At 29.3% G+C, this 18,128-nt stretch carries 21 protein-coding genes; 20 read left to right on the top strand and 1 reads right to left on the bottom strand.

The genetic code is table 11. The features are described 5' to 3' along the window. Nucleotides 1–13 precede the first annotated feature (13 nt). From rpsD to J418_RS0110475, 16 genes are all read left to right on the top strand, one after another. Nucleotides 14–634, top strand: a complete 621-nt coding sequence (gene rpsD / locus J418_RS0110400; protein WP_017753004.1) for a 30S ribosomal protein S4 — start codon at nucleotides 14–16, stop codon at nucleotides 632–634. A gap of 63 nt (nucleotides 635–697) precedes the next feature. Further along, complete coding sequence (locus tag J418_RS0110405) at nucleotides 698–1,645, top strand: DNA-directed RNA polymerase subunit alpha (protein WP_017895539.1); 948 nt, start codon at nucleotides 698–700, stop codon at nucleotides 1,643–1,645. Nucleotides 1,646–1,681: 36 nt separating this feature from the next. Next, nucleotides 1,682–2,023, top strand: coding sequence for a 50S ribosomal protein L17 (gene rplQ / locus J418_RS0110410; RefSeq protein ID WP_017753006.1), 342 nt, complete (start codon nucleotides 1,682–1,684; stop codon nucleotides 2,021–2,023). Between the two features lie 169 nt (nucleotides 2,024–2,192). Continuing rightward, on the top strand, nucleotides 2,193–3,038 hold the full coding sequence (locus J418_RS0110415; RefSeq protein WP_017753007.1) for an energy-coupling factor transporter ATPase: 846 nt from the start codon (nucleotides 2,193–2,195) through the stop codon (nucleotides 3,036–3,038). Beyond that, the gene (locus tag J418_RS0110420) at nucleotides 3,023–3,877 is read left to right on the top strand and encodes an energy-coupling factor transporter ATPase (RefSeq protein WP_017753008.1); all 855 of its coding nucleotides are present in this window, start codon (nucleotides 3,023–3,025) and stop codon (nucleotides 3,875–3,877) included. Before J418_RS0110415 ends, J418_RS0110420 begins: the two co-directional genes overlap by 16 nt. Nucleotides 3,878–3,888: 11 nt before the next feature. Beyond that, nucleotides 3,889–4,698: an energy-coupling factor transporter transmembrane component T family protein gene (locus J418_RS0110425; RefSeq protein ID WP_017753009.1), complete on the top strand. Its 810-nt coding sequence runs from the start codon at nucleotides 3,889–3,891 to the stop codon at nucleotides 4,696–4,698. Next, nucleotides 4,698–5,432, top strand: a complete 735-nt coding sequence (gene truA, locus J418_RS0110430; protein WP_017753010.1) for a tRNA pseudouridine(38-40) synthase TruA — start codon at nucleotides 4,698–4,700, stop codon at nucleotides 5,430–5,432. Before J418_RS0110425 ends, truA begins: the two co-directional genes overlap by 1 nt. A gap of 159 nt (nucleotides 5,433–5,591) precedes the next feature. Then, on the top strand, nucleotides 5,592–6,026 hold the full coding sequence (gene rplM, locus J418_RS0110435) for a 50S ribosomal protein L13 (protein ID WP_017753011.1): 435 nt from the start codon (nucleotides 5,592–5,594) through the stop codon (nucleotides 6,024–6,026). A 27-nt stretch (nucleotides 6,027–6,053) separates the two neighbouring features. Further along, nucleotides 6,054–6,446, top strand: coding sequence for a 30S ribosomal protein S9 (gene rpsI, locus J418_RS0110440; protein ID WP_017753012.1), 393 nt, complete (start codon nucleotides 6,054–6,056; stop codon nucleotides 6,444–6,446). 191 nt (nucleotides 6,447–6,637) lie between these two features. Then, nucleotides 6,638–7,333: an N-acetylmuramoyl-L-alanine amidase CwlD gene (gene cwlD / locus J418_RS0110450; RefSeq protein WP_017753014.1), complete on the top strand. Its 696-nt coding sequence runs from the start codon at nucleotides 6,638–6,640 to the stop codon at nucleotides 7,331–7,333. 42 nt (nucleotides 7,334–7,375) lie between these two features. After that, nucleotides 7,376–8,398, top strand: coding sequence for a GntR family transcriptional regulator (locus J418_RS0110455; protein ID WP_017753015.1), 1,023 nt, complete (start codon nucleotides 7,376–7,378; stop codon nucleotides 8,396–8,398). A 21-nt stretch (nucleotides 8,399–8,419) separates the two neighbouring features. Beyond that, nucleotides 8,420–9,262: a fumarate hydratase gene (locus J418_RS0110460; RefSeq protein ID WP_017753016.1), complete on the top strand. Its 843-nt coding sequence runs from the start codon at nucleotides 8,420–8,422 to the stop codon at nucleotides 9,260–9,262. A 22-nt stretch (nucleotides 9,263–9,284) separates the two neighbouring features. Continuing rightward, nucleotides 9,285–9,848 carry a Fe-S-containing hydro-lyase gene (locus J418_RS0110465; protein WP_017753017.1) on the top strand — a complete coding sequence of 188 codons (564 nt, stop codon included), beginning with the start codon at nucleotides 9,285–9,287 and terminating at the stop codon, nucleotides 9,846–9,848. A gap of 157 nt (nucleotides 9,849–10,005) precedes the next feature. Further along, nucleotides 10,006–10,497, top strand: a complete 492-nt coding sequence (locus J418_RS0110470; RefSeq protein ID WP_017753018.1) for a citrate lyase holo-[acyl-carrier protein] synthase — start codon at nucleotides 10,006–10,008, stop codon at nucleotides 10,495–10,497. Nucleotides 10,498–10,534: 37 nt separating this feature from the next. Further along, on the top strand, nucleotides 10,535–10,618 hold the full coding sequence (locus tag J418_RS17090) for a hypothetical protein (protein ID WP_368076304.1): 84 nt from the start codon (nucleotides 10,535–10,537) through the stop codon (nucleotides 10,616–10,618). 27 nt (nucleotides 10,619–10,645) lie between these two features. Further along, nucleotides 10,646–11,326, top strand: a complete 681-nt coding sequence (locus J418_RS0110475) for a tetratricopeptide repeat protein (protein ID WP_017753019.1) — start codon at nucleotides 10,646–10,648, stop codon at nucleotides 11,324–11,326. A 16-nt stretch (nucleotides 11,327–11,342) separates the two neighbouring features. On the opposite strand, the gene J418_RS0110480 is transcribed toward J418_RS0110475, so the two are convergent. Next, on the bottom strand, nucleotides 11,343–13,355 hold the full coding sequence (locus tag J418_RS0110480; RefSeq protein ID WP_017753020.1) for a sigma 54-interacting transcriptional regulator: 2,013 nt from the start codon (nucleotides 13,353–13,355) through the stop codon (nucleotides 11,343–11,345). A 388-nt stretch (nucleotides 13,356–13,743) separates the two neighbouring features. Here J418_RS0110480 and ptsP point away from each other — a divergent pair, with 388 nt between their 5' ends. The 4 genes from ptsP (at nucleotide 13,744) to J418_RS0110500 (ending at nucleotide 18,088) form a co-directional block, all read left to right on the top strand. Continuing rightward, nucleotides 13,744–15,357 carry a phosphoenolpyruvate--protein phosphotransferase gene (gene ptsP / locus J418_RS0110485; protein WP_017895540.1) on the top strand — a complete coding sequence of 538 codons (1,614 nt, stop codon included), beginning with the start codon at nucleotides 13,744–13,746 and terminating at the stop codon, nucleotides 15,355–15,357. Between the two features lie 140 nt (nucleotides 15,358–15,497). Further along, a complete protein-coding gene (locus J418_RS0110490; protein WP_017753022.1) occupies nucleotides 15,498–16,721 on the top strand; it encodes a tetratricopeptide repeat protein in 1,224 nt (407 codons plus the stop codon). A gap of 88 nt (nucleotides 16,722–16,809) precedes the next feature. Beyond that, nucleotides 16,810–17,127: a thioredoxin gene (gene trxA / locus J418_RS0110495; protein ID WP_017753023.1), complete on the top strand. Its 318-nt coding sequence runs from the start codon at nucleotides 16,810–16,812 to the stop codon at nucleotides 17,125–17,127. Between the two features lie 94 nt (nucleotides 17,128–17,221). Continuing rightward, on the top strand, nucleotides 17,222–18,088 hold the full coding sequence (locus J418_RS0110500) for an NAD(P)/FAD-dependent oxidoreductase (RefSeq protein ID WP_017895541.1): 867 nt from the start codon (nucleotides 17,222–17,224) through the stop codon (nucleotides 18,086–18,088). Nucleotides 18,089–18,128: the final 40 nt, after the last annotated feature.

An 18,128-nucleotide genomic window follows, 5' to 3' on the forward strand; every position in this document is an offset into this window, starting at 1 on the left:
GGTGTAAATTTTAATGGCAAGATATACTGAATCAGTATGCAGACTTTGTAGAAGAGAAGGTTTGAAACTATTCCTTAAAGGAGATAGATGTTATACAGATAAATGTGCATTTTCTAGAAGAGGATATGCACCAGGACAACATGGACAGGGAAGAAAAAAGGTATCTAACTATGGTTTGCAGTTAAGAGAAAAGCAGAAAGCTAAGAGAATATATGGTGTACTTGAAGGACAATTTAGAAAATATTATAAAAAGGCTGATAGAAAAAGAGGTATAACAGGTGAGAACTTATTAAAACTTCTTGAAATGAGATTTGACAATGTTGCATTTAGACTAGGATATGGTCAGTCAAGATCAGAAGCAAGACAATTAGTTACTCATGGACATTTTTTAATCAATGGTAAAAAGGTAGATATTCCTTCTTATGAAGTATCAATAAATGATGTTATATCTATTTCTGATAAGAGTAAAGCATCAGAAAAATTCAAAACTTTTGCAGAAAATCCTAAGACATTACCAACTTGGTTAGAGGGAAATGTAGAGAACTTTGAAGGAAAAGTTGTCAGAGAACCTTCAAGAGAAGATATAGATATTCCTGTTAATGAGACATTAATTGTAGAGTTATATAGTAAGTAATTAATATAGAAATCAGTTGCCCTCAAAATAAATTATAATATAAATAGAAGGAGGGTTATATTCATGTTAGAAATAGAAAAGCCAAAAATAGAATGTGTAGATGTAAGTGAAGATGGTAATTATGGAAAATTTGTAGTTGAACCATTGGAAAGAGGTTATGGAATTACCCTTGGAAATGCACTTAGAAGAATATTACTTTCTTCTCTTCCAGGAGTTGCAGCTAATCATGTCAAGATTGATGGAGTACTTCATGAATTTTCAACTATTCGTGGAGTAAAAGAAGATGTTGCAGAATTAATTTTAAACATAAAGTTATTAGCTTTAAAGATGAATGGTGATGAACCTAAAACTATATATATAGATGCTGATGGACCAGGAGAAGTGAAGGCAGGAGACATAAAAACTGATGGTGATGTTGAAATAATAAATCCAGATTTACATATAGCAACTTTAGATGACAATGCTAAATTATATATGGAGATTATGGTTAACACAGGTAGAGGATATGTGTCTCAAGCTAGAAATAAAACTGAGGATATGCCAATAGGTACAATTCCTGTGGATTCCATATACACACCTATAAAGAGAGTTAATTTTAATGTTGAGAATACAAGAGTTGGTCAGATTACCGACTATGATAAGTTATCTCTTGAAGTATGGACTAATGGAACTATAATGCCGGATGAGGCTGTTAGCTTGTCAGCTAAAATTTTAATAGAACATTTTAAGCTATTTATGACTCTTACTGATCATGCAAACAATGTTGAAATAATGGTTGAAAAAGAGGAAGACAAGAAGGAAAAAGTTCTTGAAATGACAATTGAAGAATTAGATCTTTCTGTTAGAAGTTATAATTGTTTAAAGAGAGCAGGAATAAATACAGTTCAGGAATTAACTGAGAGAAGTATGGATGATATGATGAAAGTAAGAAATCTTGGAAAGAAATCACTGGAAGAGGTTGAACAAAAATTAGATGCTTTAGGCTTATCATTGAAATTAATTGAAGAATAAATTAGTTTATACTAGTACAGGTAAGGAGGGATATAGATGGCTTCATATCGTAAATTAGGTCGTCCGACTGATCAGAGAAAAGCAATGCTTAGAAATTTAGTTACAAGCTTTTTAAAACATGAAAAAATTCAGACTACATCCACAAGAGCACAGGAAACTAGAAATATAGCTGAAAAGATGATCACTTTAGCTAAAAGAGGAGATCTTCATGCTAGAAGACAGGTGCTTTCATTTGTAACAGAAGAGGAAGTTGTAAAAAAATTATTTGATACTATAGCTCTTAAATACAATGAAAGAAATGGTGGATATACAAGAATGTATAAAATGGGTCCAAGAAGAGGCGACGGAGCTGAGTTAGTTATATTGGAGTTAGTATAGAAAACTCTTGGGGGGATTAAGTAAGCTAGCTTAATCCCCATTTTATTATATTTAAATTTTCTATAGATATCCTTTAACTTATTCTTTAAACATGGTATATTTAGTATTAGCAGATTAAAGTGAAAAAGTGTCAGGAACTTTTTAATACAACTAATTATGGGGTGTTTATATGAAAGAAAATATGATAGATTGTCAAAATATAAGCTTTAAGTATATGGATATAAATGAGAACAACTCTAAATTGGCAGTAAATGGAGTTACATTTCAAGTTAAAAAGGGAGAAATTTTAGCCATTTTAGGAAGAAATGGCTCTGGAAAATCTACTATAGCTAAACATATAAATGCACTTTTAGTTCCTACTAGCGGAAAAATGTATATAGAAAATATGGATACTTCCGATGAAAAAGATTTATGGAATATAAGACAAAAGTCAGGTATGATATTCCAAAATCCAGATAATCAAATTGTTGCAACTATAGTAGAAGAAGATGTTGCTTTTGGTCCTGAAAATTTAGGAATTGCTCCTGAAGATATAAGAAACAGAGTAGATGATTGTTTAAAGAAAGTAAATATGTATGAATATAGGAGACATGCGCCTCATTTACTTTCCGGGGGACAAAAACAAAGAGTTGCCATAGCAGGAGTTCTTGCTATGAGACCTGATTGTGTAATTTTTGATGAATCTACAGCCATGTTGGATCCTTCAGGTAGAAAAGAAGTAATGAATACTATAAGGGAAATAAATAATAGCTATAATATGACTATTGTATTAATTACTCATTATATGGAGGAAGCTGCACAAGCAGATAGGATACTTGTAGTTGATGATGGAAAAGTTATAATGCAGGGTATTCCTAGAGAAATATTTAGCCAAGTTGAGAAAATGAAGCATATAGGACTTGATGTTCCTCAAATGACAGAGTTGGCTTATGAACTTAGAAAAAGTGGAATAAATATAAAATCAGATATATTAACTATAGATGAGATGGTGAATGAATTATGTCAATTAAGATAGAACATTTAACTCATATATATATGAAAGGTTCACCTTTTGAAAAGAAAGCATTAAATGATATTTCTATTACGATTGAAGAAGGACAATTTGTGGCCCTTATAGGTCATACAGGCTCAGGAAAATCTACACTTATTCAACATGTCAATGGTCTTTTAAAGCCTGATTCAGGTAAGATAATAGTAGATGGAGTTGACATAACAGATAAAAATACAAATTTAAGTTTTATAAGAAAAAAGGTTGGACTTGTATTCCAATATCCAGAATATCAATTATTTGAAGAGACTATTGAAAAAGACATTGCTTTTGGCCCTAGAAATTTAGGACTAAGTGATGATGACATAAATAAAAGAGTAAAAAGAGCAATGAATATGGTTGGATTAGAATATGATAAATATAAGGATAAATCTCCTTTTGAGATAAGTGGGGGTCAAAAAAGAAGAGTAGCTATAGCTGGTGTAGTTGCAATGGAACCTAAAGTCCTTATATTAGATGAACCTACAGCAGGACTTGATCCAAAAGGTAGAGATGAAATATTAGGTAAGATAAAAGACTTACACAAAGAATATAATATGACTATAATATTAGTATCACATAGTATGGAAGATGTAGCTAAGCTTGCAGATAGAATTTTAGTTATGGATAGTGGGAAATGTATATTGGATGGCACTCCCCAAGAAGTATTTTCAGAAGCTGATACTTTAGAAAGTGTAGGTCTTGCTGTTCCACAAGTAACATATCTAGCAAAAAAATTAAATAAAAAAGGATTTAATATGTCTACAAGTGTATTTACAGTACAACAAGCTAAAGATGAAATACTTAGAATATTAAATAAAGGATAGGGAAGCTAATTATGATTAAGGATATTACAATAGGACAGTACATACCTGGAAATTCTTTTGTCCATAAGTTAGATCCGCGAGTAAAGATATTGATTTCTATAGTTTATATTATAGATTTATTTATAATGAATAGCTTTAGAGGATATATATTTATAGTGGCCTTTACTTTTATTTCAATCATTATATCTAAGGTGAAATTTGGATATATATATAAGGGATTAAAACCTATTTTAATTTTAGCACTTATAACAGCGGTATTGAATATATTTATGACTACAGGAGCAAATCCTCCATTATTCAAATGGAAAATCATAACTGTATATAGTGAAGGATTAATTTTAGCTGCTTTTATGGTATTAAGACTTGTATTTTTGATAATAGGAACATCACTTTTAACCCTGACTACATCACCAATAGAATTAACAGATGGAATAGAAAAGTTATTAAATCCAATGAAGAAAATAGGAGTACCAGCCCATGAATTGGCTATGATGATGACAATAGCGCTTAGATTTATACCAACACTTATGGATGAAACTGATAAAATAATGAAAGCTCAAATGGCAAGAGGAGCTGATTTTGAATCTGGTAATTTAATTCATAGAGCAAAGAGCCTTGTACCAATTTTAGTTCCTCTTTTTATAAGTTCTTTTAGAAGAGCTGATGAGCTTGCTATGGCTATGGAATCCAGATGTTATAGGGGCGGCGAAGGAAGAACTAGGATGAAACAACTTAAGATTACTAATAGAGATTATACAGCCTCTTTAGTTGTAATACTCCTGACTGTTGTATCGGTTTTGAGTAGAATATGGTGGCATTAATGAAAAATATCAAGCTTGTTATTGAGTATGATGGAACAAATTACTCAGGTTGGCAAAGGCAAAAAAATGCTATGACAATACAGGAAAAGTTAGAAATGGCAATTCAGAAATCAACAGGTAAGTATTGTAATACTATAGGATGCAGCAGAACAGATTCAGGAGTTCATGCAAGACAATTTACATGCAATTTTTTAACTGACAGTAAGATACCATCATCTAAGTTTAAAATGGTTTTAAACTCACAATTGCCAGAAGATATAGTAGTATTAAAATCTGAAGAAGTAGATATTAATTTTCATTCTAGATATAATACTATAGGTAAAGAATATAGTTATACTATTATAATTGGTAATAATAGGCCTGCAATTGGAAGAAATTATATATACTATTTTCAAAGAAGATTAAATATTGATAATATGAAAACTGCATGTAAGTTTTTTATAGGAAAGCATGACTTTTCAGCATTTAAATCTAATGGAAGTTCTGCCAAAACATCCGTTAGAACAATAAAAAAATTTACTGTTTCAAAACAGGAAAACTTAATAAAGTTTATTGTTACTGGAGATGGATTTTTATATAATATGGTTAGAATTATGGTAGGTACGTTATTGGAAGTTGGAGTTGGAAGATTTAGCCCTGAGTATGTACTTGATATATTAAGATCTAAAGATAGGTCAAAAGCAGGAAAACCAGCTCCTGCTAGAGGACTATGTCTAGAAAAAGTTTTCTATTGATAGTATAATAATATTTTAACTTGTTACTTGTCATACATTGACACGCCAGGATGATTGTATTATAATATAAATGTTTGTATCTAAGAATAAAAGATCCACTAGCCCCGGATCTTTATATAGAGAAACGTAATAATAAGAGAGTTCAAGGAGGAAAACCAAATGAAATCATATATTGCCAAAGCACAAGATATTCAAAGAAAGTGGTATGTTGTTGATGCAGCTGGAAAGCCATTAGGAAGAATAGCAAGTCAAGTTGCTTCAATATTAAGAGGTAAAAACAAGCCTATATTTACACCACATGTAGATACTGGAGATTTTGTTATAGTAATAAATTCAGAAAAAGTAGTTTTAACTGGTAAAAAATTAGATCAGAAGTTTTTAAGACATCACTCACTGTATGCCGGCGGATTGAAGGAGACTCCATATAGAGATGCTCTACAGAAAAAACCAGAATTTGTATTTGAAGAGGCTGTTAGAAGAATGCTTCCAAAGGGAGTATTAGGAAGACAGATGTTTAAAAAATTAAAAGTATACAAGGGCTCAGAGCATAATCATGAAGCTCAAAAACCAGAAGTATTGGAATTAAAATATTAATTTAAAGTTTGAAAGGAGGATAAAAAAATGGCTAAGGTTCAGTATTGCGGAACAGGAAGAAGAAAAGAATCAGTAGCAAGGGTTAGACTTGTACCAGGAGATGGTAAGGTAATAGTAAATAAGAGAGATATTGAAGAATATTTTGGTTTGGAAACATTAAGGGTTGTAGTTAATCAGCCATTGGAATTAACTTCAACAAAGGGTAAATTTGATGTACTAGTAAATGTTCAAGGAGGAGGATTTACTGGTCAGGCTGGAGCTATAAGACATGGAATTTCAAGAGCTCTTTTAAAGGCAGATGAAAACTTGAGATTAGAACTCAAAAAAGCAGGATTTTTAACAAGAGATCCAAGAATGAAAGAAAGAAAGAAATATGGTCTTAAGAAAGCAAGAAGAGCACCACAGTTTTCAAAGAGATAGCTTGCAAATTTTTTCTACATATATGTATTTTCAATATGTTTTGAATTATATTGAAGATGTTGCTTATAAATTATTATTGAATTTGATAAAAGGCAAAAAGATTTATATAAATCTTTTTGCCTTTTGTATATTATTTATATACAAAAGGCAAAATAATATGGAATGATAATTTATAGGAGTGATAATGTATTATGAAAAAAGTTAATAAAAAGATATTTGTTACTATGATCATATGTGGATTATTTTTGGTATTTTTTCAAAATATAGTTTACTCTAATTCTTTAAATAAGAAGAAAGATATAATTATATTAATTGATCCAGGTCATGGAGGAATAGATGGTGGTGCTGAAAGTAAAGATGGTATTAAGGAAAAGGATATAAACTTAAAAATTAGTAATAAATTAAAGAATACTTTAAAGAAACGTGGATATAAAATTGTTATGACAAGAGAAAATGATACTGGACTGTATACTGAAAATGGAAGAATAAGAAAAAAGAAAGTAGAAGACTTAAATAATAGAGCGAAGATGAAAAAGGATACAAAATGTAATATGTTTATAAGCATACATTTAAATATGTTTCCTCAATCAAAGTATTATGGAGCTCAAGTATGGTATTCTAAAAATGAGAAAAGTAAAATATTTGCAAAAATATTGCAAAATAATTTGAAAAAGGATTTAGACAAGGATAATGATAGACAGGAAAAAGCAGCATTGAATTCATATAAAATACTTAGAGAAAATGATACTATGCCATCTGTAATAGTTGAATGTGGTTTTTTATCAAATGATAGAGAAAGAGAAAAGTTAGCATCTGATAAATATCAAGATAGTATAGCCAGCTCAATTTCAAACTCTATAGATGAGTACTATAATAATCAGGATTAAATTCTAATGAGAATTTAGTTTATTGCATCTACCTTGTTGATTATGATACTATTAGTTTGCATAGTTATTAATCAAATGAACTCTGAGGTGGTTAAAATAGATATAAAATTAAATAAGGATACAAGCATTCCACTTTATATACAATTAAAAAAGCAAATAATGTATTTGATAAAAAATAATATTTTAAAAGTAGGCAATAAAATGCCTACAGAAAGGGAATTGTCTTCTTTATTAAAGGTAAGTAGAAATACTATAAGTACCGCATATAATGAGCTTGAACAAGAAGGTGTTTTGAAATCATATCAAGGACGCGGTACTTTTGTAGCAGAAGATGTAAACCCATGGAAAATACAAAATGTAGAGCAAAAAATAGCAAAATTTATAGATCTTGCTTTTGAAGAAGCTCTTGAGATAGGAATAGATTCATCTGAATTTTTAGAAATTATAACTAAAAGAATTAAAGAGAAAAGAAAAATTATGAGCAAGATAAATGCAATATATGTAGAATGTAATATTGAACAGTCAAAAATGTTTAGTAAACAACTCATGGAAAGTACTGATATAAATGTTATACCACTTACAATTAGTGATTTAAAAGATTTAAATAATAATACTAAGAATATATTGGAGAATAGCCAGGTTGTTATAGCAACTTTTAATCATGTAAATGAAGTTACACATCTTATTAAAGAATTTAAAAAAGAAGTAATAGGAGTGGCGATAAATGTTGATTTGGAGACTATAGTTAAAATTGCACGCTATCCTGAAAAAACTAAATTTGCTTTTGTATGCATTTCTAATGAATTTATGTTTAAGGCTCGAGGGGCACTTGAAAGAGCTGGACTTGGGAATATAGATATTGAATATACCAATACAATCAATCGGAATAAATTAAAAAATATTATAGAAAATTCAGATGTTGTAATAACATCCCCTGGTAGATATAAGAGTGTAAGGGATAATACAGATAATAATAAAATTATATTAAAATTCCTATATAATTTAGATGATGACTCTATAAAATCATTGAAGTCTAAGATAGTAGAATTGAAGTATAAGAATTAATATAAAGGAGAATATTCCATAATGAGGGAAATTAATATTAAAGATATAACAAAAGCAGTAAAAAAATTATGTATTGAATCTAATTATTATCTTTCAAACGATGTAAAAGATAAAATAATTTCATCAGAAATGTCAGAGAATTGGCCAATTGCTAAGAATATACTCAATAAAATATTAGATAATGCAAATATAGCTAAGAATGAAAATGTTCCTATATGTCAAGATACTGGAATGGCATGTATTTTTATAGAAATTGGACAAGAAGTTCATATTGTAGGTGGAAGTATAGAAAAAGCAATAAATGAAGGCGTAAAGCAGGGATATGAAGAAGGATATCTTAGAAAATCAGTAGTTAAAGACCCCATTAGGAGAATAAATACAGGTGACAATACTCCGGCTATAATAAATTACAATATAATTCCAGGGGATAAATTAACTATAATTGCTGCACCCAAAGGTTTTGGCTCAGAAAATATGAGTCAGATAAAGATGTTAAAACCATCTGATGGAATAGAAGGAGTTAAAAAATTTGTAGTTGAAGTAGTAAAAAATGCCGGCCCTAATCCTTGCCCGCCAATAGTTGTTGGTATAGGCATAGGAGGTAATTTTGACAAGGTTGCAAGTCTTGCTAAAATGGCACTTATAAGGCCTTTAAATCAAAGAAATAGTGATGAGTTTTATTCAAACTTAGAGATAGAACTTTTAGAAAAGGTAAATTCTTTAGGAATAGGACCTCAAGGATTTGGCGGTCGTACTACTGCTTTAGCGGTGAATATTGAAACATATCCAACTCACATAGCGGGACTTCCGGTAGCAGTAAATATAAATTGTCATGTTACGAGACACAAAAAAATTGAACTTTAAATATTACAAGGAGATTGGTCATATGAATAAAAAATTAGAAACTCCGTTTACAAAACAAAAAGTGGAGGAGTTGAGTGCAGGAGACAATGTACTTATTTCAGGAATAATATATACTGCAAGAGATGCAGCACATAAGAGATTAATAGATTTATTAGATAAGAGACAAAACCTTCCTATAAATATAAGAGACGAGATAATATATTATGTAGGTCCCACTCCAGCAAAACCGGGAAGGCCAATTGGATCAGCAGGCCCTACTACTAGTTATAGAATGGATAGTTTTGCACCACGGCTCTTGGAATTGGGATTAAGAGGTATGATTGGAAAAGGAATAAGATCTTCTGAAGTTATAGAATCTATGAAGAAAAATAAAGCAGTTTATTTTGGAGCGATAGGTGGAGCTGGTGCATTAATAGGTAAATCCATAGTAAGTTCAGAAGTAGTAGCTTATGAAGATTTAGGATCTGAGGCAATAAGAAAATTGAAGGTTAAGGATTTACCGGCTATTGTGGTTATTGACTCAAAGGGAAATAATTTGTATGAGTTTGGAAGAAAAAAATATTTGGAAAGTATTTATAAAGAATGAAGGATAATGTTATTGCAGGAACTTAAAGTAAAAAGTATAATAATGAATATGTATGTTAATAATAAATATTATTAAATTGTCAGTCCAAATTGTGGAAGGGAGAATATTTTGAAGATATTAATTGTTTAATTCTTCTAGTTAAAATATGGATATAAGTATGATAGATAATGATGAAAGTAAACAGGAATTAATAAGGGATATATATATGAAATGTATATCTGAAAATTACAATGGCTTAGAGTCTATGGTTTCAGAAGATTATACTGAAGATGATATGATACAGGCTAAGAAGGAGAGAATACATAAACAGGAATGGCTTATAAAAGATTATTTTGCACCACTTATTTCTGCAAGAGTAACTTATCCAGAGTCGCATAAAAATGATTGTATAGCTTTTGAAATAATGAAAGAATTAGGTCCTGTATTAGTAGATAAATTCAACAATAAAATTATGTATAAAAATTTAAAGGTAACGGCAGAAGGACCAATATTAACCCTTATTGTAAATGAAGATGTGAATCATATAAAAGGGGAAACAGTAAAAATAGAAGAAGGAAGCAGTATTGGGAAGTATATTTATATAGATGTTTATGATACTGACGGAAATATATTGACTAGAAAAGATATAGGATTAAAGTCTAAAGTCTAAAAATTGTTATATATGTAATAAAGATGCTGATATATGTATAAAAATCGAAAACCACAGTTCTAAGTATGTAAGGAATAATATTATTGCCAGATTAGAGGAATATCTTAAAAATAGCAAGTGATTTAATTTAGTATAGGAGATAATGTAGATGAGATTCAAAGGCAGATTTTCTTTAAAAACTAAGTCAGTAATATTTTGCATATTAAGTATTATTGTAATAATAATAGCTGTAAATAAGATAATCTATAATAGAAAGTATAATTACAATAATATGAATTCTCAAATTGTAAAAGAGAATAGTACTACTAAATCTAATTTGAAATATTATGAGAATGAAAAAAGTAAAAAATTAAATCAAAAGTATAAAGAAGCAGAGCAAATGTTTAGAAATAAGCAATATTCGGATTGTATAAAAAAAGCTGATGAGATTATAACTGAAGATAAGAATTTTTATAAGGCTTATAATATAAAAGGGATAGCATTGAGTTATAGTGGAAATTTTGAAAAAGGAATGGAAAATATAGATAAATCTATTGCTTTAAATTCAAATTATGGATATGCGAAATTTAATAAGGCACTTGCTTACGAGTTATATGGGAAATATGATGAAGCTTTATTATGGTATGATAAAAATCTTAGTATAGAGAAATATGTATGGAGTTATTATGGAAAGGCTAGTATTTATGGTAGACGTGGTGATGTAACAAATACGGTTAAGTATTTGAAAATTGCATTGGATATGTCACCTGAAATAAAGGATATTGCCAGAGATGAAAAAGATTTTGATCCTGTTAAAAATTCAAAAGAATTTCAACAGCTGATAAACTAAAATTTTGACACCCAAGTTAATGGGTGTCACTTACGTTTATTCCGTATTTTTTACATTTTAATGAAATTGTACGATGAGTTAAACCTAAAATTTTACCTGTTTTATTATAACTTTTATACTTTTCCATAGCTTTTGTTATAATTTCTTTTTCATACTCCTGTATTGTAGCTAAATTTCCATCTTTTAAATTTATAAGGCTCTCCTGTTCTGAATTTTCACTTTTTATATAGAAAGGAAGATCTTTAGATTTTATAATATTTCCATCACACATATTCATAGCTCTTTCTACTATATTTTCTAATTCTCTTATATTCCCAGGCCATCGATATTCCTGAAGATAGCTTAAAAGATTTTTACCTATTCCCTGAATATTTTTATTTAATCTCTTATTTAGTTTTTTTATAAAATGTTCAACTAATAAATTTATATCTTCTTTTCTGTTTCTTAATGGAGGAAGCAGTATATTTATTACATTCAATCTATAGTATAAATCCTCTCTAAATTTATTGGTTTTTAACATTTCCTCTAGATCTTTATTTGTAGCAGCTATTATTCTTACATCAACTTTATGTGTAGTAAGCCCTCCTACACTTTCAAATTCCCTTTCTTGGAGTACTCTTAAAAGTTTTACCTGCATTGATACAGGCATGTCACCTATTTCATCTAAAAATATAGTACCTTTATTGGCTAATGTAAATTTTCCAGGTTTACTTTTTAAAGCACCAGTGAAAGCACCTTTTTCATATCCAAATAATTCACTTTCAAATAAATTTTCTGGTATAGCAGCACAATTTATTCTTACGAAAGGTTCATTCTTTCTATTACTATTATTGTGAATTGCTTTTGCAATAAGTTCTTTCCCGGTTCCACTTTCTCCTCTAATTAATACCGTAGAAGTAGATTTAGATGCCTTTTCTGCGATTATAAGACATTCTTTAAGAGAGCTGCTGTATCCTATTATTGAATCAAAGGACCCACTTATTTTATTATGTCTATTTAGTTCTTCTTTATAAAAATTTAATTTTTCTTCTGATTCTCTTAATTTATTCAAGAGATCTTTTAGCTCGTCAGCAGTTCTTGATATAGAGATTACTCCTTTGAATTTTCCATCTGCAAATATAGGAGCTACAGTAGATACTATAGTTTTATTATCTTTATGATAAACCATGTCTTTAATTGTATTTTTTGAATTAAATACTTTTATTCTGATTCCGTTTGGTGAAATATCAATCAAGTCTTTTCCTACTATGTCCTCACTTTTTACCTTATAATGTTTTTCATAAGCTGGATTTATATAGCTTATAATTCGTCTGTCATCTACAAAACAAATTAATTCATGAGAAGCTTCCAATATCTTTTTAAATCGTTCATTTAACTCTTTTATACCTACAAGATCAGATATGTCTTGAAATACACCAAGTGCCCCTATAACTGTATTGTTTGAGAATATAGGCGACCTGTTTGAAATTACAAGGTTATTATTTATATACTGAGTTTCTCCTACTTTTCTTTTCATAATTTTCAATACATTAGTTAAATCAGAAGTTGGAATTATGTCTTTTATAAATCTCCCTATGACCTCACTTAGAGATTTATTAGCTATTTTTAGAGCATAGTCATTCATAGTAGTAATACGTCCATTTTTATCTATTACTACAATACCAACCGGTATGTTTTCAACTATTTGTTCATAGGCTATAGTATTTTCTTCTATTATGTCATCTATCTTTGATATATCCAAATTATTTTTTACAAGATCTTTAGTTATAAAATCACATAATTTTTTAACTGCCATTTTTCCATTAGGTATATCTTCGGCACAAGATACCTCAATTGCTTCATTTTCTCTTATTTTTAGTGAAACTAAGGCCAACATACTTACTGCTAAAGGTTCTTTTGTTGATAGGGTTTTTATATATAAATTTATTCCATATTTATTTTTTAATTGAACTGCTCTGTGAACAACTGTTGCTGCAATTCTTGTATGAATTCCATTTGGAATTGGAACTTTAATGGTATTTTTATACATATATTCACCTCCATGCTAAAATATATCAATTGTAATATAATAGTTGATATTTTTTATCAACTATTATATTACACTAAGAAAGATATAAAATCCAGCGTTTCGAAGTTTATATTACACATATATATAAACAGTTGCAAATATAGTTGATATTTTTTATCATATTATTTATCAGGAGAGTTTTGTAAAAAAGGTGCAAAAAATTTTATTTTTCTATTTTATTAGACAAATAGAGATATTGACTGGGTATAAAAAATTAGATTAATGAAGAAATTAATAGTATCTTTATTTGGCATGAAAATTGCTTTAATAGTAAATAAGATTGTATTATATAAATATTAAATTCTAAATAAAGTATATAAGACTTTTTAACATACAAGGAGGAAAATAAATGAAAAAGGGTATCGCAGCTTCAAAGGGTTATGCTATAGGCAAAGTATTTTTAAAAGAAGATAAAGAGATAAAGATAACGGATAAAAAGGTAGAAAATGTACAAGAAGAGCAGGCTAGATTTAAAAAAGCACTTGATGCTTCAGAAAGTCAGTTAAAAAAGATAAAAGAAAAGGCACAAAGAGAAGTAGGAGCAGATAAGGCAGCAGTGTTTGACAGCCATATTATGCTTTTAGGTGATCCAGAATTTGCAGGGACAGTAGAAAATGAAATTGAAAATAATAGTATAAATGCAGAAAAAGCACTTTCCGATGTAGTGAAAACATATGCGGCTACCTTTGCGGCTATGGAAGATGAGTATTTAAGAGAAAGGGGAGCAGATATAAAAGATGTAGGACATAGAATACTTGCTAATTTAACTGGAAATATTTCAAGTCTTGATGATGTAGACAAAGATACAGTAATAGTAGCCAATGATTTAACACCATCTGATACTGCTCAACTAGATAAAAACAAGGTAATAGCTTTTCTTACCAATATAGGAGGTAGAACTTCACATAGTGCCATTATGTCAAGAACTTTGGAAATACCTGCAGTTGTTGGTATGAAGGATATAACATCTTGTGTTAAAAATGGAGATACAATAATTGTAGATGGAATTGAAGGAACAGCTATAGTAAATCCAGATGAAAGTACTATAGTAGAATATGAAAAGAAAAAAGAAAAATATGAAGAGGAGAAAGAACAACTTAAGAAATTAATTAATGTAGAGACAGTGACTAAAGATGGAAAACGTGTTTTAGTTGCAGGAAATATAGGAAAACCTCAAGATGTAGATCAAGTTGTAGCAAATGGTGGAGATGCAATAGGTTTATTTAGAACTGAATTTTTATATATGGATAGAGATGATATGCCTAGTGAAGAGGAGCAATTTGAATCTTACAAAACAGTTCTTCAAAAGATGGAAGGTAAACCAGTAGTTATAAGAACTCTTGATATAGGTGGAGATAAGAAATTATCTTATTTACCTCTTCCAGAAGAGATGAATCCATTTTTGGGATATAGAGCTATAAGACTTTGTCTTGATAGACCAGATATATTTAAGGTTCAATTGAGAGCATTACTTAGAGCTTCAATTTATGGTAATTTAAAAATAATGTTTCCTATGATATCTTCTTTAGAAGAATTCTTACAAGCTAAAGATGTAATTAATGAATGTAAAACTGAACTTAAAAAAGAAGGCAAAGAATATAGTGATGATATAGAAACGGGAATAATGGTTGAGATACCAGCAGCTGCTGTAAATTCAGAAGAATTAGCTAAACATGTTGATTTCTTTAGTATAGGAACGAATGATTTGATTCAGTATACTTTAGCTGCAGACAGAATGAATGAAAAGGTATCTTATTTATACAATCCACTTCATCCAGCTGTATTAGGTCTTATAAAGTTAACTATAGCATCTGCTCATAAAGCTGGAAAATGGTGTGGAATGTGTGGAGAAATGGCTGGAGATGAAAAGGCTATTCCTATTTTAGTTGAGTATGGTCTTGATGAATTTTCCATGAGTGCATCCTCAATGTTAAAGGCAAAACAGCTTATAATGCAAAAATAAATAAATTTATTTATAAATGACCTAGATTAAAATTTAATTTAGGTCATTTGTTTTTATGCTATTGAAAAAGTTTAGATTTACTGATAACCTATAAATTAGTATGTTAATTAAATACTAGTTGTTATAAGGAGTATTTTTATATGGATAAATCTCAAAGGATATATGTTAAGGCCTTAAAAAAATATAATCATGGCTATATAGATAAGGCTTTGGAGTTATGCGAAGAAAGCATATCCTTAAATATAAATAATGCGGCATCAATTAATCTTAAGGGCCTTCTCATGTATTTAAAAGGCGATATCAATTCATGTCAAAAATTATGGAAAATGAACTCCGAAATTAATAAGGACAGAGTTTCAGAAAAGTATTTGGAAAGTTCAAGTAGGGACTTAGAAAGATTAAAGTTTTATAGAGAGTCAATAATGTTAATTAAGAACATGAAGATAAATAAAGCAATTGATTTATTAACTAAATGTAGTGAGAGTGATTTTAACATAATTAACGTAAATAATCATCTGGCTATTTGTTACATGAAAAAAGGAAATTGTAGTAAGGCTATTAAATATTTAGACAAGGTTCTGGAAATTGATCTGAATAATAAGAGGGCTCAAAATAGTATCAACACTATAAATAATATGAATGATACTAAAGAAAAATTTAATGCAAAAAAGATAGCTTGCATTTTTCTACTGTTTGTATTTATAATCTCAATATCCTCCTTGAGCTATTTGAAGTTAAAAAATAAAAACATCACTAAATCTAATATAAAGATGAGTAAGTTTGAAACCAGTAATAAAAATAAGCAAGATAAAAAAGAGTTGAAGAATAATACTTATAAAAATCAAGATATAGATTTTAAATATGATACCTTAAAAAATTATATTGATAATGAAAACTATAATGCCATATATAATGTAGTAGAAAAGTTTAAAAACAAAAAACTAGCTACAAATGATCAGGTGCTTTTATCTAAAGCTCAAGAACTACTGGTTTCAAAGGGAGTTGAAAATTTTTATAAAACAGGTTGTGATTACTTGAGTAATAAAGATTACAAGGATGCAGAAGTGTATTTTTTAAGGGCATCTAAGTATGGCTCAAATACATATGTTTATCCTGATGTAATTTATATGCTTGCAAATACTTTGGAGTCATCCGGTAATGTAGATGAAGCTATAAAATACTACGAACAATACGATAATAGTTATTCAGATGGAGATTATGAGGAAACAGTACTTTATAAGCTCTCACTTATCTATAATGATTTAGACAAACAAAAGTCAAAGACATATGCTCAAAATCTAATAGATAAATATCCATCTTCTATATATAATAATTCCATAATAAATTCTATAGTAAACAATTGAAACTTGCACAAAATATTGACTAGGTAGATAATAGAGTATAAAATGTAATTAATAGGATACCCTAACTGGGTATAAGGAGGCTAAAAAAATGATAGAAGAAATAAAAGATGAAAATTTTTCTCAATCAGTTAGTGAATCAGGGGCACCTGTAGTTGTAGACTTTTGGGCTTCATGGTGCGGCCCATGTAAGATGCTATCTCCTATAATGGATGAAGTTTCTCAGGAACTAGGTGAAAAAGCTAAATTTTTCAAAGTTAATGTAGATGAAAATCCAAGTACGGCATCTCAATTTAAAGTATCAAGCATTCCTACCGTAATAGTATTTAAGGATGGCAATGTAGTAGATAAATTCATAGGTTTTAAACCTAAAGATGCTGTAAAGCAAGTATTACAAAAACACATATAATTATATAAATGTTGGATCTAATTGAATTGTATAAAGTGGCAAATTAGTATAAAAGTTAATTTGTCACTTTACTATATTAATTGGGGTGATATAAATGAATAATGAAAGATATGATATAGCTATAGTGGGAAGTGGTCCTGCAGGATTATCTGCTGCAATTAATGCAAAAATAAGAAATAAGAGTATAATCCTATTTGGAATAAAAGAGCTAAGTAATAAAGTTATGAAGGCTCCGATAGTTAATAACTATTTGGGGTTTTACAACATAACTGGAAAAGAGTTTAAAGAAAAATTTAAAAAGCACTTGGAATTTATGGACATATCTGTAACTACTGAAAAAATAAACACTATTTATTCTATGGGTGATTATTTTGCACTGGATGTAAGTGGAAAAATGTATGAAGCTAAAACAGTAATATTGGCAACGGGAATTGAATATACCAAACCATTAAAAGGAGAAGAGGAGTTATTGGGAAAAGGGGTAGGCTATTGTGCTACATGTGATGCTCCACTTTATAAAGGCAAAGTTGTAACTATTATAGGATATAATAAAGAAGCTGAAGCTGATGCAAATTATGTAAGTGAACTTGCAGGGAAAACCTACTATATACCTGTATATAAAGATGAATTAGATTTAAAAGATAACATAGAAATTATTAAGGACAGGGTTATAGGAATACAGGGCAATGAAAAAGTTGAAAAGGTTATATTAAAGAATGGATCTATTGACACGGATGGAGTATTTGTGCTAAAGGACAGTGTGTCACCAGGTCAGCTTGTTCCTGGACTCGAAATGGAAAATAATCATATAAAAGTTGATTTGAATATGGCAACTAGTATAAAAGGATGTTTTGCAGCAGGAGATTGTACAGGCAAGCCTTATCAGTATATTAAATCAGCTGGACAAGGACAGGTAGCTGCATTAAATGCAGTTTCTTACTTAGATTCAAATAAAAATTAAGTGTTAATAAATTATAAAAACAACTGTTCCAAAATAAGAT

Origin of the sequence: Clostridium tyrobutyricum DSM 2637 = ATCC 25755 = JCM 11008 (assembly GCF_000359585.1) — a bacterium.
GTDB classification, from domain to species: Bacteria; Bacillota; Clostridia; order Clostridiales; family Clostridiaceae; genus Clostridium_B; species Clostridium_B tyrobutyricum.

Excerpts from the sequence above, each read along its gene's own strand:
- rpsD (WP_017753004.1), top strand. The coding sequence starts at position 14 with ATGGCAAGATATACTGAATCAGTATGCAGACTTTGTAGAAGAGAAGGT.
- J418_RS0110405 (WP_017895539.1), top strand. The coding sequence starts at position 698 with ATGTTAGAAATAGAAAAGCCAAAAATAGAATGTGTAGATGTAAGTGAA.
- rplQ (WP_017753006.1), top strand. The coding sequence starts at position 1,682 with ATGGCTTCATATCGTAAATTAGGTCGTCCGACTGATCAGAGAAAAGCA.
- J418_RS0110415 (WP_017753007.1), top strand. The coding sequence starts at position 2,193 with ATGAAAGAAAATATGATAGATTGTCAAAATATAAGCTTTAAGTATATG.
- J418_RS0110420 (WP_017753008.1), top strand. The coding sequence starts at position 3,023 with ATGTCAATTAAGATAGAACATTTAACTCATATATATATGAAAGGTTCA.
- J418_RS0110425 (WP_017753009.1), top strand. The coding sequence starts at position 3,889 with ATGATTAAGGATATTACAATAGGACAGTACATACCTGGAAATTCTTTT.
- truA (WP_017753010.1), top strand. The coding sequence starts at position 4,698 with ATGAAAAATATCAAGCTTGTTATTGAGTATGATGGAACAAATTACTCA.
- rplM (WP_017753011.1), top strand. The coding sequence starts at position 5,592 with ATGAAATCATATATTGCCAAAGCACAAGATATTCAAAGAAAGTGGTAT.
- rpsI (WP_017753012.1), top strand. The coding sequence starts at position 6,054 with ATGGCTAAGGTTCAGTATTGCGGAACAGGAAGAAGAAAAGAATCAGTA.
- cwlD (WP_017753014.1), top strand. The coding sequence starts at position 6,638 with ATGAAAAAAGTTAATAAAAAGATATTTGTTACTATGATCATATGTGGA.
- J418_RS0110455 (WP_017753015.1), top strand. The coding sequence starts at position 7,376 with ATGATACTATTAGTTTGCATAGTTATTAATCAAATGAACTCTGAGGTG.
- J418_RS0110460 (WP_017753016.1), top strand. The coding sequence starts at position 8,420 with ATGAGGGAAATTAATATTAAAGATATAACAAAAGCAGTAAAAAAATTA.
- J418_RS0110465 (WP_017753017.1), top strand. The coding sequence starts at position 9,285 with ATGAATAAAAAATTAGAAACTCCGTTTACAAAACAAAAAGTGGAGGAG.
- J418_RS0110470 (WP_017753018.1), top strand. The coding sequence starts at position 10,006 with ATGATAGATAATGATGAAAGTAAACAGGAATTAATAAGGGATATATAT.
- J418_RS0110475 (WP_017753019.1), top strand. The coding sequence starts at position 10,646 with ATGAGATTCAAAGGCAGATTTTCTTTAAAAACTAAGTCAGTAATATTT.
- J418_RS0110480 (WP_017753020.1), bottom strand. The coding sequence starts at position 13,355 with ATGTATAAAAATACCATTAAAGTTCCAATTCCAAATGGAATTCATACA.
- ptsP (WP_017895540.1), top strand. The coding sequence starts at position 13,744 with ATGAAAAAGGGTATCGCAGCTTCAAAGGGTTATGCTATAGGCAAAGTA.
- J418_RS0110490 (WP_017753022.1), top strand. The coding sequence starts at position 15,498 with ATGGATAAATCTCAAAGGATATATGTTAAGGCCTTAAAAAAATATAAT.
- trxA (WP_017753023.1), top strand. The coding sequence starts at position 16,810 with ATGATAGAAGAAATAAAAGATGAAAATTTTTCTCAATCAGTTAGTGAA.
- J418_RS0110500 (WP_017895541.1), top strand. The coding sequence starts at position 17,222 with ATGAATAATGAAAGATATGATATAGCTATAGTGGGAAGTGGTCCTGCA.